Raw genomic sequence first — 20,373 nt, 5'->3', positions numbered from 1 at the left:
TTTATTTCTCCTTAAACGCCTTAAAATGATTTTTGTAAATCTTTTTCAACTCTTTCACAAGTTCCACATTTAACCACACCCCTTCAATATAATATTTGTTCTTAAATGTTTCCTTGCCTGTTGCGTGAAATTCCTGATGATGTTTAGCACACAAACTCATAAATGGTGTTTTTAACCCATCGCAATTTTCGTATCCGCCTATGTTTGCTACCGAGTTCCAATGATGCAGTTCTATTGTGCTGCACTCATTATGCCCTTTTCCGCAGATACAGCAAACTCTTTTTCTCAAGCAAGCAATCACATATCTTTGTGTTATATTGTCAATTTCCAATATATGTTTATATCTTTTATCGTGCCTGCCTAGAATATATAAATTTATTCCAAGTTCCAATGCCTGCTCTATGATGAAAGAAATGAATTCGTTTGCCGTTTCCATATCACATTTTGCTGTGGAAAAGTCCAGTCTATCTGTCGCTATTGCAAACTGCTCTTTCATCAGTTCCTTAATCTCTATTAAAGTATATCCAATCTCGTCTCCAAACTGCTTTAATAACACGTGTATAAGTCCATTTTGTGCTTGTGATAATTTCTTCACAGGAATAACCTTGATTGGATAATGATTTAAGCGTTCCTCTAATTTCTCTTTTATTTCTGGATAAACTTTTTCCACAGGCAATGTTATTATTATTTCCTGATTCGAGATTTCAGCATTTGCCATTTCTTTTTAGCCTTTCTTTTCTTTTTAAATTTAATATTCTTAAACAGATTAGCGTTCAACTTCATAAAGTTGAAATCGCTATCGTTTATTTCAATTCCACTTAATAATCTGATTTTTATTCTTTCCAATGCATTCTCATCCATTTTCCCTCCATAAAAAAATCACAGCTAAATTAATAACTGTGAATTTATTTTTTATTTTTAAAATTTTTCTGCTAACCGATTTTCTATTTCATATCTTAAAGGTCGTTCAGAAACTTTTTTTACAAATCCTTTTTCTTCTAATTTTTTTGTATATTTGTTTATCGTTTGTTGGGTTTTGTTCAAGTTTGGTATTTTTGCTATATCTTTATTTTTTATTTTTTCGAATCCGTTGAATAGATAATCTTGAATATAGATATACAGTATTTGTATTTCTATTTCTTTCAAATCTTTTCTTTCTTCTTCTATCTCTTTACAAATTTTATTCATGTACTCTGCTTTTTCAATTGTTTTTTCTACTAACTCCAAAATTGAATTTTGCCCTTCGATTATATTTTCCAAAATATTTTCAACAAAAAAAGTTATCTCTCCTAAATTATATTTACTTTCGACTTCTTTAAATGATTTATAATACTTCATTTTGTTTTGTGCAATTATATATGAAATTGATAAAGCTGTGTACTTTCCTACGTATTTAGCTAAATTCATTGATAATAAGTATCTTCCAAAACGGCCATTCCCATCATAGAACGGATGAATATATTCAACAAAAAAATGTATTATTGAAATTTTTATTAATGATGGAATTTCTTCATTATTTAAAAACTTTATTACTTTTTCGACTTCTTTTTGTATATTTTCTTCTCCCAAAATTCCACGATGAATAACTTCCATTGTGTCATTTTTTACATCAACACCGTCTTTTCTAAAAATTTCTCCATCTAATTTATAGTTATCGTTATCTAAAAAGTCGATAAATAACTTATCGTATATTTTTCTGAAGTCTTCCTTATTTTCAATTTTTTCTTCTTTATTTTTTAAGATATTTTCATATTTTTTAACAATTCCTACCAATTTTTCTTTTTTATTATATTTTTTTTCATTCTTTTTATTTTGCAATTCTGAATAAATAGCTTTCTTGCTAGAATGAATCCCCTCAACTTTATTTGTATAAAGAATTTCATTTACAAACAACTTATTTACCGTATAATCCGCCATTAAAGTCGTCAATTTCTGAAATTTTAATTCTATCTTTTTACTTTTTTTACCTATTTCTTCCTGTAATTTAAAGTGTTTTGGTAAAACTTTAAAAAATAATGGCACTTGCTGTTTTTTGTATTCAGAATAAATCATTAAATCTGTAACAATAGTTGAACTGCTTTTTGTTCTTTTTTCATATTCTTTATCAATATTTTTCCCTTTATAATATATTTTTTCTAAATTTTCATACTTCTTATTCATTTTTCTCACTCCTATTGTATAAATAGTATCATTTTTATATTATAAAGTAAAGTTTTTTTTATCATATTTTTCACAGTCATTATTTAATTGTCATTGTCCTTCATTTTTCTAACTTACTTTTGTATATCCTAATTTTTTCAGTATATTTGATATTTTCTCAATCCCTTTTTGATATACAACTGTTTTAAAATTAATTTCAACATCTCCTGTCTTTTGGTTGTTCCATTTGCTTTCTATCATTTTGAACCAGCCAGCGTCTATATATTTTTGATACGGTCTGTTATCGTTTTGTAAAATACTTTCATTTCTCAAAATTTCAAATAAGTTGTTTCTGCCTACACCTTTAAAATTTAATACATTTGCTACTGTTTTCATATCTGCTGTTGTATCACTTCCTGCCACTGCATCGTAAAACTCTATTTTTGGTTGTTGCTTTGCAATTGTATTTTCCAACTCTTTTCTTTTTTCCATTTCTTTTTTAAGTTTCATAAAAGCCTGAATAGCTAAATCAGGATTATTCAAAAGTTCTTCTGTTGCATACATTTTTGTTTTTCTTATTGCTGGTAAAATTTCATCAGCAACTTTATCCTGAAAATCTCTAGCAAGTTGATTATTTGCTTTCATACATAATTTATAAAAGATATTTTCAGGTATAAATTCAGGTAATTTTTCACTTCCTTTTCCATCGCAACTTTCTGCGATGACTTTAAATTCTTTCAAATAATCTCTAACAGTTCTCCATCTAACTGTTATATTTCCACTTTTAGAATTTTCAACAAATCCTAATCCTCTTGCAACATCTTCTAAATTTAAAAATATTGTTCCATTTTCTCCAACATACCCTCTTACTTTTTCTATTGTTATCAATTCATTCATTAATATTCCTCCTTAGTTCTCTCCCTCATATTTTTAAGCCATTTCTCGTGATGAACTTGTAAAAACTCATCTTCTGTTGCTCCTACATATTCAGCTATGATTAGCATTGCTGCTATTATTTTATTTTCTTTTTCCCCTGAAAATTTTGACAAAAATATTAAAGCTACTTCTAGATTTTCGATATACCTTTTGTGATACTTGACACTTTCGTTTCCTGGATTCCTAAATATACTTTGATTGATAAAACTCAAGTAAAAATGAAGACAATCCGATAGCTCTTCCAAAACTTTTCTTTTATTTATTTTTTCTGTGTTATTTTTCCAATAATTCCATTCACTTTTGAGTTCTTGAGTTAGTTCTCCTAATTCAGCAATAAAAGCGACAAACGTTCTTATTTGTGTTCTTTCCCTTAAAGTTTTCTTTTCATCAAATTTCTTATCCAACATCGCTTGTCTTTTTAGTAGTTCATCCATATCAAACTTTTTCAATGCTTCCATCTATTTCAACTCCTCAATAAAAATCTGTATTTCATCTCTTAACATCCCAATTTCTTTTATCCCTCGTAAATCATAGATTTGGCAGTCATCTTTAAAAATTATCCCTTTCATGCTGTCAATTAATAGCTTGAATCCGTTATCAACATCTATTTTTTTACGATTTTCTTTATACTGGAAAATTATTTTTACTTTCAAATCTTTTTCCAGCAACTTATCTTCTGTGTGCTGTTCCTTTAAAAATTCAGAACAGTACTCTTTAAATTTTCTTCCGTTGTCACTTAATATCATTTTGTTTCTAGCGATTTTGTAGGCAGAGTTCCAACTCAAAGCCTTTAATGGTATTGTAAATTTATACATCGTTTACTCCTTTTTGCCGTTTGATACTAATTTTCTTTCAGAAATATTTTTTAGTGCTTCCCCAACAATATCGTACACATCTTTATCTTCGACATCATTCTTTTCGATAATTTCTTCCATTTTTCTTCTGAACTCTGTAAAAGTTATGCTATATTTTTCAATATATTCTTTAAAATTGTAATCCGATACTACCGATATATTCCAAAAAGTTCTCAGATTTTCTTTAGTTTCCCTTTTTATCGTAATTGTATCTCCGTGTTCGGAAACAATAATCTGAATAAATTTTTCTGTTATCTTTTGCTCCTTTATTATTCCTGTTGTGATATTTCTGTCACTTAACATTGATTGTTTTACTATTTTAAATATTTTTTCGTTTATCATTTTTTTTATTTCCTCCTGATTTTATATACTTTGTTTATTTTTTTTCATCTTAATTTTCAAAATCTTATCAATCCGTTCAATCTCTTTCCTGTTTTCATCAATCTGTGTTCCATTTACTTTTATTTCTTCTGCTATTTCTGTCATTTTCCTGTTTAGTATCTTATTCACTTCTCTTAAACTGTCGTTCTCGACGCTTAGCCTGTCTTTTTCTCTTTTTAAATTTTGCATTTATCCTCCTAATACAATTCCTCAAAATCTTTTTTATATAAATCTTTTCTTCGGCTTTCCCAGTTAAAAATATAAGTTTTGCATTTGCTTCGGATTCTGTCCAATAATTTATCGCTGCCGTTTATGTTGAAAAAGCTTGATAATTGCTTAGCATCTAAATTTGTGTTTATTATTAGCGGCTTATTGTTCTCATAAATAAAATTCAGGATCATAAACATTTTTTCTTTTCCCCAGTCACTTAAAAATTCATTTCCCAGGTCATCAAAAATTATTAATTCTGCTTTTGACAATCTGCTGAATAAAAAATCATCATTCTCATTTTCAAAACTTTTATAGCTTTTTCTGATTTCTTCTAGCAAATCGGATAAAGTTGTCTTGTAAACAAGATATTTTTGATTCAAAACATTCATTATGCAAGTTGTATAATAAGTTTTGCCAGTTCCAGGATTACCGCTCATTAATATTCCAAGCCCTTTTTGTTTGATTATTTCAAAGTTTTTGCAATATTTCTCAAACGACTTTTTATATTCAGTTTCCTCAGATGTTTTAACTTCTGCATTTTCAAATCTTTTATGCCAATCCTGTTCCGTTAATTTTGATAAACCCATATATTTTTCAATTTCTTGCTCTTTAAAAATACTAGCTGATACACTTGGAGCACTAATTCCAGTCATCGAATCCCTTTGAGTAGTCTGGCTTATAATCATTGTGCTTGTCAAACCCCTTTTTCTCAGTATTTCTTGTATAGCTTCTCTTATTTCCTGTGTTTCCATTTTTATTTCCTCCTTGCTTTTTATCTATCGGAAAAATATCTTTCCAGCTGTTTATAGTTGATTTATTTAATATTTCTATTGCCAACTGCTCATTATCCCCTGCCAATTTATATAATTTCATAAGAATTAAATCCTCTGCTGGTTTTGATAAAGGTTCTTTTTTATCAACTCTCATAATTTTAAAATCTGAAAATGCTTTTTCAAATTCACTGCCCTTATATAAATATATATTATTAATTTTATTATTAATACTTGTATTATTCTCCTCAATGTTTTCATTGATAGGGGTATCAACCTTTTCATTGATAGGCTCTAAATCTTTTTGTTGATAGGTATCAACTTTTTCATTGATAGGAATATCAATTTTTTGATTTATATAAATACGTCTTTCAATAATCTCTTTAGTACCTTTTTTGTAAATCAAAACCGTCTTTATATAACCTTGTTTTTCTAAATTATTAATCCAAGTTCCAACAGTATTTTTATGTACTTCGTATAATCTAGAAAAATAAGAATTTGTTGCATAACAATATCCGTCTTTATTTGTCAAAGAAGAAATTTCTGTATATAAAATCTTTTCCATAGGTTTTAAATTCTTATCATACCTTACGTTAGCTGGCAATATACCAAAATAGTTAGGTTTTTCCATTTTCATCACGTTCCTTTATTTTTTATTTTGATTTTTCTATAATTTGTGATATAATACAATCACTCTGGGGTAACCCCTAAGGGAACTTATTCAAGATATTAAATAAAACGATGGCAAATTGGGCTGGATTTTTCCAGTCTTTTTTGTTATAATTATTCTATGCGAGTTTCATCGGCTCGCAATATTTTGAATAAGGAGGTAGTGAGATGGTAGATTTCATTGCGATATTTATTCTTTTTGTAATTATTTATTACTGCTTGAATAGATAGGACATGAATTTCACCTCTACTCCTCTACCCTTAGGGGTTTTTGCACTTCATTTGAAGTGCTTTTTTTGTTACTTAAATTTTTCCAATTTCAATCTTTTCTGATCTCGAATTATGAAATATCCTTGACTGTTAAGATATATTTCGTTTATCGTAGTCCTTTTTGTTCCTGAATCAAACAGTAATACACTTGCTTCAGTTACTTTGCCGTGCCTTTTGCTAATCCTCTTAATTTTTTCCCTATTCCCTGTCTCCTCTAAGATATACAAATTTTCATATCTTAGGCACTTTTCTAAAAATTCTTTAAACATTTTTTTCCTCCTTGAAAAACACAAAATATTGTGATATTCTAACTATGTTAGCATTAATTAGAAAAGAGTGCTAACAAAGTATAATAAATTAAATTTGAAATTATATATTTTCAGTTTTACTTGCCGGTATCTTCTAAAATATATAATTCAGAAAGGAGGAGGTTATTTTGAAATATTTACTTTTTGATTTAAAACACTTATCTCAAGGTAATATTGTAGAAGTCAGACTAACCGGAACGGAATGCGATGTTATGCTTGTCAATTACACCAATCTGTCAAATTATAAAAATGGAAGAAGAGTAAAATATTATGGTGGACATTATAAACAGTCTCCAGTTAAAATTCCTATTCCACATTATGATCATTGGTATGTAATAGTAGCAAACGGCAATGTAAAAGCTAGTGTTTCTGTAATAAAATTTTGATAATTTACGGGGAAATTATTCCCCGTTTACCTTGTATCCTTTTTCTAATCTGTCCATAACTTCTAATTTTTCATTGACCATAATATAACCTATGTTGTTTCCTCGTGGATCAACTACAAAGACACAAACTCCTTTTGATGTTTTGTCATTTTCTATTTTATCTTTCACTTTTAGACATTTACTTAGTTTATCCATTTCTCCCACCTCCCTTATTTCTTTTTTGCCCCCTTTTGAGTTATAATAATATCGCCAAATAAAATCAAATTCTCATGAAAGGAGGTGTTATTATGCTTATTCCTAAAAATTTGTTTGCTTCTATGGAAGCTGCTCAAAGATTGATGAATAATCCTAATATTCAAAGAATCCAATTAGCAATGAATAATGTTCAAAAATTACAAGAAGCTATTAATAATTCAGCATTCCAAAGTGTTAATTTAATCAATCAACAAATGAGTTTTGCTAATTTGACTAATCTAGACATCTTGGCAAAACAAATTAATTTTCCTGATATTCACAGACAATTTGAATCCATAAGTTCAAATCTTAAAATTTTATCTGAAGTTTATCTAAAAAATCATAATTACTGGAATAATGTTATAAATTCCGCTATTGACGCTTACAATTCTACTCAAGAAGAGGAATTTGAAGTTGTTATCGAAAATTTTCCGGTTATTTTTTTGAAACCTCGATTAAATGAATATATCAGGATATTTCAAAACTTGGAAATTCCTGAAAATATTTCTGTTTATTTAGGATTTGCAAGTTATATTTTTCTTTGGCTTGCACCATATACGACATTTGTTACTGCTTTGGAGCCTGTTTTATTAGAAGTTCTCAAATGGATTGTTGAAGTTTTAAAATCTTTTGGTGTTATAGTTTTGGAATATAAAACTCCAAAGAAATTTGCTGAACTTACTTTTGCTATTGGAACTCCTGCTTTTATTTCTTTTATTTTTAAAAAACTTTCTAAAAAGTAACGTACAAAATTGATTTAATCAATAAATATAATATTGCAAAAGGTAGTGAATACATCACTATCTTTTTAATTTTTTCCTGAAAAAAATGGTAAATTATCATAGAAATTATCAATGCTATTATATCTTTCATTTCTCTCCCTTCTTAACTCTTATTTTCTTCTCAATCCGCTAAACCTCCTTTACTTCTTAGATTTATAAATTTATATTAAGAATTTTAAAATAAAATACAATATAATTCCTAAAATGATTAATATACTCGCTATCACTATTTTGTAAATATTTACAAAGAAAAACCTCTTAAATCTTACAGGTATATGAAACAGCAGTATATTAATCCAAAATTCAGCCACTATGGATATAATCTTTATCCATAGTTTTTTTATTTTCATCTCACACCTCCTTTCTTTTGAATTGTAATTTAATCATTATTAAAATAATTACATCTTTAAACGAAAGGAGTAATTATTATGGAAAATAATGATAAAAAATTAAAAGAAATCGCTGAATTGATTAACTTGATTATTATTTTAAAAAAATCAAGTAATTAAATCGTTTACTTTTAACAACGAATTAATCAAAAAAATTTAATTTTCTAAAAATTTGCTGGATTTGTTTTTTCCTATCCCATTTAAAAAAATTATAAATTGCATTTCTTGAACACCCAATTTTTTTAGAAAATTCATCTATTGTCAATTTATTCTTTTCTATCAAATATTTAAATCTAGCAAATTCAGGGTGTTCATTTGATTTTTTATATTTTCTAGCCATATTATCACCTCGTTAAAACTATATCACATCTGTTGTTAAATGTCAACGAATATAAAAAATTTATTTTAACAAAAAAAAGAGCCTTTTTTAAAAGCTCTTAAAAAATTTACTATCTCTTTTTTTTGAATATTAAATATAATATATAAAATGGAAAAAATGCAATTATAAAAGTAATTATAATTATAAAAGCAAAAATATTAATTCCGTTGTTTTCTCCATATTCCAAATAGCTATTTAAATTATGTTTTTCTGATTTTTCCAAAAAAGTCGGTAATGATTCAGGATATTTTATAATAATACTTTCTGAATTTTCTTTTATTTTTTTAGTAAGATTATTCAATTTTCGTTCAGTATGATTTATAGTTAAAATTTCTGATTTTATATTATTTTGATTCAATAACATAATCTTCTCAATTTGATGTTCTTTTATTGTATCATTTGGTCCTTTTACTTCAATAAATTTCAATTCGTTTTCATTAAAAATCATCAAATCAGGAAACCCAGAACGATTTTGAGCAATATTATTCATATAAAATAAAAGCACTCTTACTATATCTTCGATATTGTAATACTTAAATATAAGTTTTAAATCTTCTATTTTAAATCTGTCTATATCTCGCTCCAACATTCTGAAAATTCTATTATTATTTTTGAAACTTTGTTTTTTTGCTAAATTATAATTTTCTTCTAGAATTTTTTCAGCATCATTTTCTAAAATTTGTTGCATTTTGTAAGCTATTATTTCTTCTCTATTTTTTAAGAAAACATCTGTAAATAAATCAAATGGCATATCTTGTTTTATCCGTATTTTTTCTAATTCAAATGATTTTTTTATATATTTTGGAAATTTATCAGATTGATATTTCAAATCAATAATATCCCATATTTCCTGCCAAAATAAAAAAGAAAAAATGTGAGCCCAATAAAAATTCTGAGTAAATATCCCGTTATATCCTTTTTCCCTATAATGTTCTAATGCTATCTCTTCGATAAACTTATACTCTTTATTATTAAATGTATATAATCTATTAGATTTTTCTAATTCTAAATCAATATTTTCTATTCTTAAACTTATATCTCCTGTTATTTTAAGCCACCTCTTTCTTTATAATTCATCTATTTTTTCTTTTGTTTTTTGTATCAATGCTTCCGCTTCCTTGTAGTCGCCATTTTTTAATTTTATATATTCAATTTTTTCTACCATTTCATTTAAAATATTCTTTTGACTTTTAACATCTAATAATTTTAACAAATTTAACATCTCGTCATCAATTTTATAATCTTCTATTTCATCGGACATTTCGCCTTCGTTATCCATATATCCAATTATTTTATATAACTTACTCAAATCTATTTTATAAAAGGCTGATAATGCCTTCAAATAAAAAGGATTAGGCTTTTTCTTTTGTCCATTTTCAAGCATAAATATTTCCTTCTTATTCAAATTTGTATATGCTGCTACTTGTCCATACGAATAATCTTTACTCTCTCTAACTTTTTTTAAATAATCTCCTAATTCTTTTAATTGTTCATCTTTTATTCTAAAATCTGACATAAGTATCATCCCTTTTTTCTATAATTATACAATATTTTTGTTGTCATTTGATAATTTTTTCAAAAAAGTGTTGACATTTAACAACAAATGATATATAATATCTATGTAAATGAAATTTTACAAAAAATTTTTACTTATTTCGTTGTCAAATGTAAACGAGAAATAATAGGAGTTGATAAAAATGAGCTACAGTGAAGCATTAAAATTTGCAGAACAAGCAGAAAGAGCAAGAGACTTGGCTTGGAATCGTTTATGTGAAGAAGAAGACAAAGCGATAGAAGAATACAACGATTTCTGCAATCATTTAGAAAATGAATTTAAAGAATTTAAATCAAAATATGAAAATCAATTGCGATATATTTCGTTAGAAGAACTGCACGATTTCATAGTTTGCAGATATGAGGAAAAAGATTTTAATTTTGAACCGTTCGAAAGCCTTGTATTAGACTATATCGAAGACGCAAAGGCTTGGGAAGACTGGGAAAAGAAAAATCCTAATTACACAGATAATCAAGAAAAAGAGTTTGATAAGGAATGCGATATGATACGTGATGAAATGGCTGCTATTTTGTATAAAAATAATTTGATTTAGGAGAAATGTAATGGACAAGATGTGTGAACTTGCAAAAGCCCTAAGTGACTTAAAACTCACAAGGCAGGATGTAAGAAAAGGGCTAAGTGGGTTTGAGGTTTTAACAATTTCTAAAAGATGTAAGACAACAGTAAATGAAACTTGTAAACTTATAGATCATCTTTTGGAAAAAAACACAAATTTAAAATTTTTAAAAAATAAAGGAGATAACAACAATGAAATTTGAAGTATTGGAAATTGTAAATAGCAACAATGAGAAAGTAAAAAAAGAAAAAGAAGCTAAGAAATTGAAAAACAGAATCAAGAGATTATTAAAACTGAAGTGTAGGATTTGCACACTTCGCTAGGATTAATATATATTATTTTAGATAAAGAAAAAGGAGTGATCGGATGACAAATACAATGAAATGGATAATTCTAATTATAGCAACTGCCCTAATTCAGATTGGAGTGCTCAGAGTTAAAGGGCATTGGATATTTGGTGGTAATGTGGCATTTCCGTTTTTAATAGCAATACTGTTATGGTATATGCCAAAAAGAGCAAAAGAATTTATGGGGTCTTGTAAATAGGGGCAATTTAAGAGAACAGGAGGATGTGTTTTGGGAGTACTAAAAAAAGCAAAAAAGAAAAAAATTAGAAAGGAAATTATAGAGAAAGCTGTCACTACAAAGGAAATTTTTAAAGATGAAAACAGGAAATCAAAAATAATGATTATGATGTCTCTGTCGAACTTATGCAAAAGTTACAGAAATTATTTCAAGATTCCAAAAATAACTGACGAAAATCTTGAGAACGGCGATACTAAAATAGAAAAAATAACAGAGGATCAAACACTTTGGTGTACTTTTGAACTTGAAGATATTGTCCAAAGGAGCTTCAGAGCTTTGACAAGACTGATTAATGAATTTGAATTTGAAGATTTACATAATCCTGAGCAGACTGTTATCAAAGATTTTAAGAACGAATTTATCATTGTACATTTCAGAAAGATGTACGAGCAAGAACTTGAGAAAATAAAATCTAAGTTTAAGATATATTCAAAAACTAGATACAATACTACTGAAACTGCTTTACATCAAATGTTTATAATCTTTGCTTATTACAAGATCTTTAAAAGAGAAGCCGAACAAAGAAAGTTTAGCAAGAAAACTGGAATGTACTTAAAAACATTAATCACAAAAACAAATAAAAAATTCTCTGAAATTGAAGAAGTGATTAAAGAAGGCGAAAAAGAAAATTTTGAAAAAGATATGCTGGAACTTCTAAAGTTTGAGGAAGCGGGATTCAAGATAAAATGGACTGGTTATAGCAGGAAACAGGCATTGAAACTTAGGAGCAGGGCATAGATAAAAGAAATGGAGAAGAAAGTGAACTATAAAGCAATAAATTATAAAAACGAAGAAGAATGGCACAATATAAGGCAAAAGCACATTGGTGGAAGCGATGTAAGTGTTATAATGGGCTACAATGAATATAAAAATCTTGTAACTTTATGGGAAGAAAAAACAGGCAGGCGTGAACAGGAAGATCTGAGCGATAACAAGGCAATACAACGTGGAAAATTAAGTGAAAATCTACTTATAGAACACTTTAAAATCAACAACCCTAATTATACTGTGGATAAACTCGAAAAAACGCTTGAGAGCCTTAAATTTGGTTTTATGAGTGCCAATCTTGACGGAACATTGAAAAATGAACAAGGAGAAATGGGAGTTCTAGAAATTAAGACGGCAACATGCCATTCGTATCAAATTTACAAGGAGAAATGGCAAAATGATATTCCAATTGAATATTATTTACAAATTCAACATTATCTATACGTAACTGGTTGGAAATATGCAATATTATATGCTGATATAAAATTAGCTTTTGCAAATAATAAACATGAAATCAAACAATATTTTATTGAACGTGATGAGGAAGATATAAAAGAAATTATAAAAAAAGAGATATGGTTCAATTCATTTATACTTAATGATATCGAGCCACCATCAAAAAGAAGATTAGTAATATAGGAGGAAAAATGGGAACACAGGAATTACAGGTAATTGAGTTTGAAGTGACAGAACTAGTGCCAGCTAAAGTTTCAAGTAATATTAATGACTTGAAAAACTTTATGAAAATTGTTAAGCAGAAATACGAAGGCTGGATCGTTACTGAAGATGATATTGATATAGCTAAATCAGAAAGAACTAAATTAAATAAACTTGAGAAGAAAATAAGTGATGAGAGAAAGAAAATACAGAAAAAGGCAAATGCTGATATCGAAATACTCATTGATACTCTTAAAACTTATGAAAAAGAAGTAAAGGGGATATCAAACTTTATTGGCGAACAACTTAAAGGATATGATGAAAAAATAAGAGAAAAAAAGAAAGTTGAAGTACAGAAGAAAATAAATAACATCTTCACAAGAAACCCAGGATTAAAAATTTTCCTGGAATGGAATGACAAATGGCTAGATAAATCATTTACTTTCAAGAAAATTGAGAACGAAGTACAAAAACAATATGATGAGCTTGAGAAAAAACAAGACTTCATAAATTCACAAATTGCAAAGGCAAATTCAGAAATTGAATTTATGATAACTTTTGAATCAATGAAATTTTTAATGACTGAGGATTATAACCTTATTACTGAAAAAATTGAAAGCAAGAAGAACGAAATCAAGCAGACAGAAGAAAATTTGAGACAGAAAGCCGAAGAAGAAAAACAAAGAGAACTGGCTGAACTTAAAGTAAAAAAAGAACGTGAAAAAGAGGAAGCAATCAAGGCTACACAACAACAAAACGATGAAGTAAAGAAAACTCAAAAAACAGCCGTAAACGGTAAATATTATGATATTACATTAAGATTTCCAAAAGCTCCAAGCCAATTTCTGAAAGACTTTAAAAAATTGGTGAATAGTTACGGATTGGAATATATAAAAATAGAAAGCAAACAAATTTAGGAGGATATAAAAATGGGAAGACTAGGAAATGAAAAACACAAAAATGATGATAAGGTAATGAATTTTAAAGTAGGAAATGACAATGTGCAATTAAGCATAAATCTTGTTAAAAGATATTTGTCAGGAGATAATCCAAATGTTACAGAATCTGAAATAATGTACTTTATGAAACTTTGTAAAGCAAGAGGACTTAATCCTTATATAAGGGATGCCTATTTAATAAAATATGGAAACCAACCAGCTGCAATTATAGTGGCAAAAGATGCTGTTGAAAAAAGGGCAATACAAAACCCAAAATATGACGGTAAAGAAGTAGGGATATATGTAGAAAATAAAGAAACTGGGGAATTGATAAAACGTGAAGGCTCTATACTTAGAAAAAATAAAGAAGAGTTAGTTGGGGCTTGGTGTACAGTTTACAGAAAAGATTGGAAATATCCAATTACAAAAGAAGTTAATTTTGACGAATACATACAAAAGAAAAAGGATGGAACACCTAACACAAACTGGGAAAATCGCCCAGTTACAATGATAACAAAAGTAGCTATTGTGCAAGCATTACGTGAAGCGTTTATTGAAGAATTAAGCGGAATGTATGAAGCAGAAGAAATGGGTGTAAATGAAAGCGAACTAGACAATACGCCTGTTCAAGTAACTGAATCTTACTCTAACGATAATATAGAAGATGCTGTTGAAGTTATATCAGAAAATGAAGATGATGGAAATCCATTTTAATATAAACAAAGAGGGTTAATTGAGAGAAATGGAGGAATGATGAAAAAATGGTTTTATGAATGTGATGATATTATGAAAATAATTGGTGTTAAAGAAGGTAAGGCATATAAGATTATAAGAAAATTGAATGAAGAATTGAGAGAAAAAGGATTTTTAACGCAGCAAGGTAAAGTAAATGCTAAATACTTCAATGAACGTTACAATATAGGACAGTGATTTTTATGCCAGCATATAAGGATGAAAAAAGCAAAAAATGGTATGTTTCTTTTTATGTAAAAGAAAACGGAATTTCTAAAAAAGTTAAAAAAATGGGATTTAATAAAAAGCAAGAAGCAATGGAGTATGAAAGAAATTACATAAACTCTTTTGTATCTGATACTGAAATAATATTTGAAAATTTGTGTAAATCTTATATGAATGATTTAAAAAATAGGCTAAAATTACATACAATTGAAACAAAAAAATATCTTATCAATAAAAAGATATTACCATTTTTTCAAAAATATAAAATAAAAGAAATAACACCTTTATTAGTTAGAAAATGGCAAAATGAATTAATGGAAAAAAATTATGCTCAAACTTATCTAAGAACTATTAATAATCAACTTGTTGCTATATTGAATTATGCTGTCAAATTTTATAATTTGAAAAAAAATCCTTGTTTAGCCGCAGGAACTATAGGGAAAAAGAATGCTGATGAAATGAATGTATGGACAATAGAGGAGTTTAATCAATTTATAAAGGCAATTGAACATAAAAAAGAGTCTGTAGTTGGATTCAATATATTATTTTATACTGGTATCAGGATAGGTGAACTTTTAGCATTAACAATATCAGATATAGATTTTGAAAAGCATAAGATAAGGATAAATAAAAGTTTTCAGAGAATAAATAGAATGGATATTATAACATCTCCGAAAACTCCTAAATCTAAAAGAATTATTGACTGTCCTAAATTTGTTACTGATATGATACAGAATTTTATCCAAATGTTGTATAAACCTACTCCAAAAACTAGATTATTTGAGGGATTTACAAAGCATAAATTTGAAAATGATATAAATTTCTATGCACGGAAAGCTAATTTAAAAAAAATTAGAGTTCACGATTTACGACATTCTCATGCAACTTTCTTATTATCAAAAGGTGTTAATATAGTATCACTTTCAAGAAGACTAGGACACGAAAAAGTATCAACTACTTTAGACATATATTCACATGTCTTAAAAGAAGACAATGATTTAATAAAAGACATACTAAATAACTTATAAAGAACAGTACTAAAAAGGTACTGTTTTTTTATAAAAATATTTAAAATTTGAAATTTTTTACTTTTTTTGGTAAAATAAAAGTAAATAAAAATAAGTATTTAAACTAGAAAAAGAATTAAAGTTGTAGAGTGGGAATAATTTTATATGCAAATAAAATTTTAATTTAATTTTTATTTTTTGTTATATAAAAAATGAGAACATATATGATATAATGATTATAAACAATAAAAAGGAGATAGAAAAATGAAAAATTTAAAATTAACAGTAAGTGCAATGATGGTTATTATGTCTATTTCTGGAATGTCAGCAAGTTTTAGATTCTTTAAAAAGAAAAATAATGATAATAATAAGCCAGCGGCAACAGTTCCAGCACCTGCAAAGGTAACAGCAGCGAATCCAGCTTCACAATTCTGCGTTGACAAAGGTGGAAAATCTATTATTGTAAAAAGCGGTAAAGGTGATTATGGAGTTTGCATGTTAAAAGACGGTACAGCTATGGAAGAATGGGAATACTACAGACAAAATCATACTGCAAGAGATGCTGAAGCGGCAGTAATTGGAATGCCTAATCCAGCTTCTAAATTCTGTGTTGATAAAGGTGGAAAATCTGTTACTGAAAAAGATAAAAATGGAAATGAAAGAGGAGTATGCAGATTTAATAACGGAACAAAAGTTGATGAATGGGATTATTACAGAGAAAATAATTAATTAATTTAAATTTTTAACAAAAAGATGGCAAGTTTTTTAATTTGCCATTTTTTTATAAAATAAACAAGGGGATTTTAACCCCTTGCTAAAAAATATTTAATACATTATAATTTTATTATCTTTCGTTTCGTTTTTTCAATGCCGCTTTTATCCATCCTGTAAATAATGGATGAGGACGGTTTGGACGGCTCTTAAATTCTGGATGATATTGTGAAGCTATAAAATATGGATGATCTTTTATTTCAATTACTTCTACGTAATTTCCATCTGGAGATAATCCCACAATGTCCATTCCTGCCTTTTCAAATTCTTCTCTGTAGGCATTGTTAAATTCATATCTATGTCTATGTCTTTCTGCAATTTCAGTTTTTCCATAAACTTTTGCAGTTAAGCTGTCTTCTTTTAATACACATGGATATGCTCCTAGACGCATTGTTCCTCCCATATCCTTAAGCCCTTTTTGCTCTTCCATAAGGCTGATAATTGGATAGGCTGTGTCCTTTTCAAACTCTGTTGAAGTTGCGCCTTTGTACCCAAGAACATTTCTTGCAAATTCCACACAGGCCATTTGCATTCCAAGGCAAATTCCGAAAAATGGAATATTATTTTCCCTTGCAAACTTAATTGCTTCAACTTTTCCATCAATTCCTCTGTCACCAAATCCACCTGGAACTAGAATTCCATCATAATCTGCCAATTTTCTCACATCAAATTCTCCAGCCTTAAAGTAATCAATCTCAACTTTTGTATCAAGATTAAATCCAGCATGCTCTATTGACTCGTGAATACTTATATAAGCATCCTTTAATTCAACATATTTTCCGACAACTGCCACTTTTACAAGTTTTTTAGGATTTTTGAATTTTTCAACCATACTAGTCCATTCTTTTAGCAATGGTTTTTCATTTTTTATTTTAAAATGTTTACAAATTACATCGGCAAGTCCTAATTTTTCCATAGTTAATGGTATTTCATAAAGACTTTCCGCATCAAGTGATTCAATAACTGCTTCCTCATCAATGTCACAGAAAAGCGAGATTTTTTTCTTAATATTTTCATCAACAGGATGCTCACTTCTCACTACAATTACATCAGGTGAAATTCCAAGCCCTTGAAGCATCTTCACGCTATGCTGCGTAGGTTTTGTCTTTAATTCCCCTGCAGCCTTCAAATATGGCAGTAATGTAACGTGAATATAGGCAATATTTTCTCTTCCAACTTCTCTTTTCAATTGACGGATCGCTTCAATAAAAGGATCACTTTCAATATCTCCAATAGTTCCACCGATTTCAGTAATTACAATATCAGAATTATTTTCTTCAGCTGCTTTTATAACATTATACTTGATTTCATCAGTCACGTGTGGTACTGTTTGCACTGTTCCTCCCAAAAACTCTCCACGACGTTCCTTTGCAATAATTTTTGACATAATTTTTCCAGTCGTCAAGTTATTATACTTTGTCAGATTTTCATTGATAAATCTTTCATAATGTCCCAAATCCAAGTCAGTTTCCGCTCCATCTTCTGTAACAAAAACCTCTCCATGCTGATAAGGGCTCATAGTTCCTGGATCCACATTTATATAAGGATCAAATTTTTGAATTGTAACTTTATATCCCCGCTCCTTTAGCAATCTTCCCAATGAAGAAGCCACAATCCCTTTTCCAAGCGATGAAACAACCCCACCTGTAACAAAAATATATTTTGTCGTATTACTTTGTTTATCCATTTTTTCCTCCTACATTTTTTCATATATCTATTAATTTTATTTGCTTTTGGCAATTTACTGAAATATCATTTTATTCTATTTTTTTAACAAAATTTAGCAAACAATATAAAATATAGTTTCTATTTTTAAATAGGGTTTAGCAAATCGTTGATTAATAATTATTTTTTTTTCACAAAAAAAGATGAAAAAAAAAATTTTCACCTTTTAAAAAAAAAATTCTTTTGAATTATTTCAAAGGAAATATCTCAAATTTTAAAATAAACTTGAGATAATTCCAAATTTAATTTTTTGTTTTATATTTTACTATCTTGCAGCTCCAGCTTTGTAAGCTCCATTTGATCCGAATACGTTTCTGATTTTATCTTTGTAGTATTCTTTAATATAGTCTTTTGCAGGTCCTAAATATTTTCTAGGGTCAAATTCTCCTGGTTTTTTAGCGAATACTTCTCTGATTCCTGCTGTGAAAGCTAATCTTCCATCAGTATCTACGTTAATTTTAGCTACTGCTGATTTAGCGGCTTTTCTTAATTCTGAATCAGGGATACCAATTGCGTCTGCAATATCTCCACCATATTGGTTGATCATTTCAACAAATTGATGAGGTACTGCTGAAGAACCGTGTAATACGATTGGGAATCCTGGGATTCTTTTTTCAATTTCAGCTAAGATATCTAATCTTAATTTAGGATCTTCACCTGGTTTAAATTTGTGAGCTCCGTGAGAAGTTCCGATTGCAATTGCTAATGAATCAACACCAGTTTTAGATACGAAATCTTCAACTTCTTCAGGTTGAGTGTAAATGTGTTCAGCTGCTTTAACGTCATCTTCGATTCCAGCTAAAACTCCTAATTCAGCTTCAACTGTAACATCGTGTTGGTGAGCAAAATCAGCAACTTGTTTTGCTTCTGCTACGTTTTCATCGTAAGGGTGGTGAGAACCATCATACATTACTGATGAGAATCCATATTCAACACAATCTTTTGCTTCAGCAAAATTTGGACCATGATCCAAGTGCAAAGCTACTGGAATATCTGATCCAGCTGCTTCTACATAAGCTGTTGCAGCTTTTGCAATCCAAGGTAACATTTCTTTACCAATGTATTTTCTTGCACCTGTTGATACTTGAAGAATTACTGGTGAACCTTCTTCAACACATGCTTCAATAATTCCTTGTAATTGTTCCATGTTGTTGAAGTTAAAAGCAGGTACTGCATACCCTTCTTTGTTTGCTTTAGCAAACATTTCTTTAGTGTTTACTAATCCTAAATCTTTGTAATGATATTTCATTATTACGCCTCCTAATATTTATTAATTAGATTAACTTCTTTAATTATATGTTACCAAATTTTTTTATAAAAATCAATAGAAAACAAAAAATAATTGTAAAATTATTAATTTATTTTATTTTGCTCTATCAAATCCTCTACAGTCATTCCCTTTCTAAGTACATTTTTATCAGTAAATCCAGGTATTCCTTCAATTCTTCCACGTCTTGAAACTTGCCAGATTACCCATCTATTATCTTCTTTTATTCTAGGAAAATATTTATAATCTGTAATCCATATTTTATTTTTAGGAAATTCACCTTTTATATAAGCATTGTAAGTATTGTAATTCACATAAAAAATTACTCTTTTTTTATAATGCTTTTCAAGTTTATCAACCATTTCCTCTAAATTTTTCATTACATCCTTTTTTTTATATTTCTTTGTAGATATTTCCAAATCAATAATCGGCGGTAATGTCTTATCAGAGTCAGAAACTTTACTTATGTAAAAATCCGCTTGTGCCGCTCCGCTGCTTGTCATTGTAAAAAAATGATATGCTCCAACTACAAAGCCATTTAATCTAGCATTATTCCAGTTATACAAAAAATCCGTATCAAGAAAATTCTGCCCTTCAGTTGCCTTTAGTATAATAAATTTGTATTTTGGATCTACACGAGTCCAGTTTACCTTTTCCTGATGGTGCGAAATGTCCAGTCCTTGCGTTTTATAGCCTGCCATTTGTGCCAGAATTTCATTGTGGTACAAATATCCGCTAATTTCCAAAAAACCTGCTATACCTCCAGCAATTATCATAATTACTAAAAATTTTATAAATTTTCCCATATCTTCTCCATTCAGTTATTTAATAACAAAATTTTTTTCAAAGTCGCTCAAAA

The 20,373-nt window shown here is 28.4% G+C and carries 31 protein-coding genes; 13 read left to right on the top strand and 18 right to left on the bottom strand.

Annotated elements, in window-relative coordinates; genetic code table 11:
- Position 1: 1 nt before the first annotated feature.
- The 11 genes from FVE74_RS01600 to FVE74_RS01555 form a co-directional block, all read right to left on the bottom strand.
- Positions 2-718: a putative HNHc nuclease gene (locus FVE74_RS01600; RefSeq protein ID WP_147002898.1), complete on the bottom strand. Its 717-nt coding sequence runs from the start codon at positions 716-718 to the stop codon at positions 2-4.
- Positions 685-861 (bottom strand): hypothetical protein, encoded by a 177-nt coding sequence (locus tag FVE74_RS11460; RefSeq protein WP_172617425.1) that lies wholly within the window; start codon positions 859-861, stop codon positions 685-687. The genes FVE74_RS01600 and FVE74_RS11460 overlap by 34 nt, the downstream gene beginning before the upstream one ends.
- 57 nt (positions 862-918) lie before the next feature.
- Positions 919-2,160, bottom strand: a complete 1,242-nt coding sequence (locus FVE74_RS01595) for a Fic family protein (RefSeq protein WP_147002897.1) — start codon at positions 2,158-2,160, stop codon at positions 919-921.
- 108 nt (positions 2,161-2,268) lie between these two features.
- A complete protein-coding gene (locus tag FVE74_RS01590; protein ID WP_147002896.1) occupies positions 2,269-3,036 on the bottom strand; it encodes a phage antirepressor KilAC domain-containing protein in 768 nt (255 codons plus the stop codon).
- Positions 3,036-3,533, bottom strand: coding sequence for a dUTP diphosphatase (locus FVE74_RS01585; protein ID WP_147002895.1), 498 nt, complete (start codon positions 3,531-3,533; stop codon positions 3,036-3,038). Before FVE74_RS01585 ends, FVE74_RS01590 begins: the two co-directional genes overlap by 1 nt.
- Positions 3,534-3,890, bottom strand: coding sequence for a RusA family crossover junction endodeoxyribonuclease (locus FVE74_RS01580; protein WP_147002894.1), 357 nt, complete (start codon positions 3,888-3,890; stop codon positions 3,534-3,536).
- Positions 3,891-3,893: 3 nt separating this feature from the next.
- Positions 3,894-4,271, bottom strand: a complete 378-nt coding sequence (locus FVE74_RS01575; RefSeq protein WP_147002893.1) for a hypothetical protein — start codon at positions 4,269-4,271, stop codon at positions 3,894-3,896.
- Positions 4,272-4,292: 21 nt separating this feature from the next.
- On the bottom strand, positions 4,293-4,499 hold the full coding sequence (locus FVE74_RS01570) for a hypothetical protein (protein WP_147002892.1): 207 nt from the start codon (positions 4,497-4,499) through the stop codon (positions 4,293-4,295).
- 8 nt (positions 4,500-4,507) lie between these two features.
- Positions 4,508-5,272, bottom strand: coding sequence for an ATP-binding protein (locus FVE74_RS01565; RefSeq protein ID WP_232053990.1), 765 nt, complete (start codon positions 5,270-5,272; stop codon positions 4,508-4,510).
- Positions 5,160-5,921, bottom strand: a complete 762-nt coding sequence (locus FVE74_RS01560; protein ID WP_147002891.1) for a helix-turn-helix domain-containing protein — start codon at positions 5,919-5,921, stop codon at positions 5,160-5,162. The genes FVE74_RS01565 and FVE74_RS01560 overlap by 113 nt, the downstream gene beginning before the upstream one ends.
- Before the next feature lie 337 nt (positions 5,922-6,258).
- Complete coding sequence (locus tag FVE74_RS01555; protein ID WP_147002890.1) at positions 6,259-6,498, bottom strand: hypothetical protein; 240 nt, start codon at positions 6,496-6,498, stop codon at positions 6,259-6,261.
- Positions 6,499-6,665: 167 nt separating this feature from the next.
- Between FVE74_RS01555 and FVE74_RS01550 the strand changes: the two genes are divergently transcribed.
- A complete protein-coding gene (locus tag FVE74_RS01550) occupies positions 6,666-6,923 on the top strand; it encodes a DUF1883 domain-containing protein (protein WP_172617424.1) in 258 nt (85 codons plus the stop codon).
- 15 nt (positions 6,924-6,938) lie between these two features.
- Here FVE74_RS01550 and FVE74_RS01545 read toward each other — a convergent pair whose 3' ends face one another.
- Complete coding sequence (locus FVE74_RS01545) at positions 6,939-7,118, bottom strand: hypothetical protein (protein WP_147002888.1); 180 nt, start codon at positions 7,116-7,118, stop codon at positions 6,939-6,941.
- A 92-nt stretch (positions 7,119-7,210) separates the two neighbouring features.
- On the opposite strand from FVE74_RS01545, the gene FVE74_RS01540 reads away from it, so the two are divergent.
- A complete protein-coding gene (locus FVE74_RS01540) occupies positions 7,211-7,900 on the top strand; it encodes a hypothetical protein (RefSeq protein WP_147002887.1) in 690 nt (229 codons plus the stop codon).
- A 570-nt stretch (positions 7,901-8,470) separates the two neighbouring features.
- Here FVE74_RS01540 and FVE74_RS01535 read toward each other — a convergent pair.
- From FVE74_RS01535 to FVE74_RS01525, 3 genes are all read right to left on the bottom strand, one after another.
- A complete protein-coding gene (locus FVE74_RS01535; RefSeq protein ID WP_147002886.1) occupies positions 8,471-8,668 on the bottom strand; it encodes a helix-turn-helix domain-containing protein in 198 nt (65 codons plus the stop codon).
- Positions 8,669-8,777: 109 nt separating this feature from the next.
- Positions 8,778-9,536, bottom strand: coding sequence for a VRR-NUC domain-containing protein (locus FVE74_RS01530; protein ID WP_147002885.1), 759 nt, complete (start codon positions 9,534-9,536; stop codon positions 8,778-8,780).
- A 237-nt stretch (positions 9,537-9,773) separates the two neighbouring features.
- On the bottom strand, positions 9,774-10,223 hold the full coding sequence (locus FVE74_RS01525; RefSeq protein WP_172617423.1) for a helix-turn-helix domain-containing protein: 450 nt from the start codon (positions 10,221-10,223) through the stop codon (positions 9,774-9,776).
- A 181-nt stretch (positions 10,224-10,404) separates the two neighbouring features.
- On the opposite strand from FVE74_RS01525, the gene FVE74_RS01520 reads away from it, so the two are divergent.
- The 11 genes from FVE74_RS01520 to FVE74_RS01475 all read left to right on the top strand — a co-directional run bounded on the left by FVE74_RS01520 (position 10,405) and on the right by FVE74_RS01475 (position 16,480).
- On the top strand, positions 10,405-10,815 hold the full coding sequence (locus tag FVE74_RS01520) for a hypothetical protein (protein WP_147002883.1): 411 nt from the start codon (positions 10,405-10,407) through the stop codon (positions 10,813-10,815).
- Between the two features lie 10 nt (positions 10,816-10,825).
- Positions 10,826-11,041: a hypothetical protein gene (locus FVE74_RS01515; RefSeq protein WP_147002882.1), complete on the top strand. Its 216-nt coding sequence runs from the start codon at positions 10,826-10,828 to the stop codon at positions 11,039-11,041.
- The gene (locus FVE74_RS12085) at positions 11,031-11,162 is read left to right on the top strand and encodes a hypothetical protein (RefSeq protein ID WP_269473153.1); all 132 of its coding nucleotides are present in this window, start codon (positions 11,031-11,033) and stop codon (positions 11,160-11,162) included. Before FVE74_RS01515 ends, FVE74_RS12085 begins: the two co-directional genes overlap by 11 nt.
- Before the next feature lie 43 nt (positions 11,163-11,205).
- Positions 11,206-11,385 (top strand): hypothetical protein, encoded by a 180-nt coding sequence (locus FVE74_RS01510; protein WP_147002881.1) that lies wholly within the window; start codon positions 11,206-11,208, stop codon positions 11,383-11,385.
- 30 nt (positions 11,386-11,415) lie between these two features.
- Complete coding sequence (locus tag FVE74_RS01505) at positions 11,416-12,162, top strand: hypothetical protein (RefSeq protein WP_147002880.1); 747 nt, start codon at positions 11,416-11,418, stop codon at positions 12,160-12,162.
- A 9-nt stretch (positions 12,163-12,171) separates the two neighbouring features.
- Positions 12,172-12,831 (top strand): YqaJ viral recombinase family protein, encoded by a 660-nt coding sequence (locus FVE74_RS01500; protein ID WP_147002879.1) that lies wholly within the window; start codon positions 12,172-12,174, stop codon positions 12,829-12,831.
- Between the two features lie 8 nt (positions 12,832-12,839).
- A complete protein-coding gene (locus FVE74_RS01495) occupies positions 12,840-13,766 on the top strand; it encodes a DUF1351 domain-containing protein (protein WP_147002878.1) in 927 nt (308 codons plus the stop codon).
- Positions 13,767-13,778: 12 nt separating this feature from the next.
- The gene (gene bet / locus FVE74_RS01490) at positions 13,779-14,501 is read left to right on the top strand and encodes a phage recombination protein Bet (protein ID WP_147002877.1); all 723 of its coding nucleotides are present in this window, start codon (positions 13,779-13,781) and stop codon (positions 14,499-14,501) included.
- A gap of 39 nt (positions 14,502-14,540) precedes the next feature.
- Positions 14,541-14,717: a transcriptional regulator gene (locus FVE74_RS01485; RefSeq protein WP_146964860.1), complete on the top strand. Its 177-nt coding sequence runs from the start codon at positions 14,541-14,543 to the stop codon at positions 14,715-14,717.
- 5 nt (positions 14,718-14,722) lie between these two features.
- Positions 14,723-15,772, top strand: coding sequence for a tyrosine-type recombinase/integrase (locus FVE74_RS01480; protein WP_147002876.1), 1,050 nt, complete (start codon positions 14,723-14,725; stop codon positions 15,770-15,772).
- Between the two features lie 243 nt (positions 15,773-16,015).
- Entirely contained in the window at positions 16,016-16,480 is a 465-nt protein-coding gene (locus FVE74_RS01475; RefSeq protein WP_147002875.1) for a DUF333 domain-containing protein, read from the top strand.
- 115 nt (positions 16,481-16,595) lie between these two features.
- On the opposite strand, the gene FVE74_RS01470 is transcribed toward FVE74_RS01475, so the two are convergent.
- The 3 genes from FVE74_RS01470 to FVE74_RS01460 form a co-directional block, all read right to left on the bottom strand.
- On the bottom strand, positions 16,596-18,209 hold the full coding sequence (locus FVE74_RS01470) for a CTP synthase (RefSeq protein WP_147002874.1): 1,614 nt from the start codon (positions 18,207-18,209) through the stop codon (positions 16,596-16,598).
- Between the two features lie 303 nt (positions 18,210-18,512).
- Positions 18,513-19,496: a class II fructose-bisphosphate aldolase gene (locus tag FVE74_RS01465; RefSeq protein WP_010128740.1), complete on the bottom strand. Its 984-nt coding sequence runs from the start codon at positions 19,494-19,496 to the stop codon at positions 18,513-18,515.
- Positions 19,497-19,600: 104 nt separating this feature from the next.
- Positions 19,601-20,320 (bottom strand): GH25 family lysozyme, encoded by a 720-nt coding sequence (locus FVE74_RS01460; protein ID WP_147002873.1) that lies wholly within the window; start codon positions 20,318-20,320, stop codon positions 19,601-19,603.
- Positions 20,321-20,373: the final 53 nt, after the last annotated feature.

Source organism: Leptotrichia wadei (assembly GCF_007990445.1).
In the GTDB taxonomy this organism is placed as follows: domain Bacteria; phylum Fusobacteriota; class Fusobacteriia; order Fusobacteriales; family Leptotrichiaceae; genus Leptotrichia; species Leptotrichia wadei_A.
Note: the sequence above shows the minus strand (reverse complement) of the source record. Positions and strands in the feature narration are given on the sequence as shown.

Excerpts from the sequence above, each read along its gene's own strand:
- FVE74_RS01600 (WP_147002898.1), bottom strand. The coding sequence starts at position 718 with ATGGCAAATGCTGAAATCTCGAATCAGGAAATAATAATAACATTGCCT.
- FVE74_RS11460 (WP_172617425.1), bottom strand. The coding sequence starts at position 861 with ATGGATGAGAATGCATTGGAAAGAATAAAAATCAGATTATTAAGTGGA.
- FVE74_RS01595 (WP_147002897.1), bottom strand. The coding sequence starts at position 2,160 with ATGAATAAGAAGTATGAAAATTTAGAAAAAATATATTATAAAGGGAAA.
- FVE74_RS01590 (WP_147002896.1), bottom strand. The coding sequence starts at position 3,036 with ATGAATGAATTGATAACAATAGAAAAAGTAAGAGGGTATGTTGGAGAA.
- FVE74_RS01585 (WP_147002895.1), bottom strand. The coding sequence starts at position 3,533 with ATGGAAGCATTGAAAAAGTTTGATATGGATGAACTACTAAAAAGACAA.
- FVE74_RS01580 (WP_147002894.1), bottom strand. The coding sequence starts at position 3,890 with ATGTATAAATTTACAATACCATTAAAGGCTTTGAGTTGGAACTCTGCC.
- FVE74_RS01575 (WP_147002893.1), bottom strand. The coding sequence starts at position 4,271 with ATGATAAACGAAAAAATATTTAAAATAGTAAAACAATCAATGTTAAGT.
- FVE74_RS01570 (WP_147002892.1), bottom strand. The coding sequence starts at position 4,499 with ATGCAAAATTTAAAAAGAGAAAAAGACAGGCTAAGCGTCGAGAACGAC.
- FVE74_RS01565 (WP_232053990.1), bottom strand. The coding sequence starts at position 5,272 with ATGGAAACACAGGAAATAAGAGAAGCTATACAAGAAATACTGAGAAAA.
- FVE74_RS01560 (WP_147002891.1), bottom strand. The coding sequence starts at position 5,921 with ATGGAAAAACCTAACTATTTTGGTATATTGCCAGCTAACGTAAGGTAT.
- FVE74_RS01555 (WP_147002890.1), bottom strand. The coding sequence starts at position 6,498 with ATGTTTAAAGAATTTTTAGAAAAGTGCCTAAGATATGAAAATTTGTAT.
- FVE74_RS01545 (WP_147002888.1), bottom strand. The coding sequence starts at position 7,118 with ATGGATAAACTAAGTAAATGTCTAAAAGTGAAAGATAAAATAGAAAAT.
- FVE74_RS01540 (WP_147002887.1), top strand. The coding sequence starts at position 7,211 with ATGCTTATTCCTAAAAATTTGTTTGCTTCTATGGAAGCTGCTCAAAGA.
- FVE74_RS01535 (WP_147002886.1), bottom strand. The coding sequence starts at position 8,668 with ATGGCTAGAAAATATAAAAAATCAAATGAACACCCTGAATTTGCTAGA.
- FVE74_RS01525 (WP_172617423.1), bottom strand. The coding sequence starts at position 10,223 with ATGTCAGATTTTAGAATAAAAGATGAACAATTAAAAGAATTAGGAGAT.
- FVE74_RS01520 (WP_147002883.1), top strand. The coding sequence starts at position 10,405 with ATGAGCTACAGTGAAGCATTAAAATTTGCAGAACAAGCAGAAAGAGCA.
- FVE74_RS01515 (WP_147002882.1), top strand. The coding sequence starts at position 10,826 with ATGGACAAGATGTGTGAACTTGCAAAAGCCCTAAGTGACTTAAAACTC.
- FVE74_RS12085 (WP_269473153.1), top strand. The coding sequence starts at position 11,031 with ATGAAATTTGAAGTATTGGAAATTGTAAATAGCAACAATGAGAAAGTA.
- FVE74_RS01510 (WP_147002881.1), top strand. The coding sequence starts at position 11,206 with ATGACAAATACAATGAAATGGATAATTCTAATTATAGCAACTGCCCTA.
- FVE74_RS01500 (WP_147002879.1), top strand. The coding sequence starts at position 12,172 with ATGGAGAAGAAAGTGAACTATAAAGCAATAAATTATAAAAACGAAGAA.
- FVE74_RS01495 (WP_147002878.1), top strand. The coding sequence starts at position 12,840 with ATGGGAACACAGGAATTACAGGTAATTGAGTTTGAAGTGACAGAACTA.
- bet (WP_147002877.1), top strand. The coding sequence starts at position 13,779 with ATGGGAAGACTAGGAAATGAAAAACACAAAAATGATGATAAGGTAATG.
- FVE74_RS01485 (WP_146964860.1), top strand. The coding sequence starts at position 14,541 with ATGAAAAAATGGTTTTATGAATGTGATGATATTATGAAAATAATTGGT.
- FVE74_RS01480 (WP_147002876.1), top strand. The coding sequence starts at position 14,723 with ATGCCAGCATATAAGGATGAAAAAAGCAAAAAATGGTATGTTTCTTTT.
- FVE74_RS01475 (WP_147002875.1), top strand. The coding sequence starts at position 16,016 with ATGAAAAATTTAAAATTAACAGTAAGTGCAATGATGGTTATTATGTCT.
- FVE74_RS01470 (WP_147002874.1), bottom strand. The coding sequence starts at position 18,209 with ATGGATAAACAAAGTAATACGACAAAATATATTTTTGTTACAGGTGGG.
- FVE74_RS01465 (WP_010128740.1), bottom strand. The coding sequence starts at position 19,496 with ATGAAATATCATTACAAAGATTTAGGATTAGTAAACACTAAAGAAATG.
- FVE74_RS01460 (WP_147002873.1), bottom strand. The coding sequence starts at position 20,320 with ATGGGAAAATTTATAAAATTTTTAGTAATTATGATAATTGCTGGAGGT.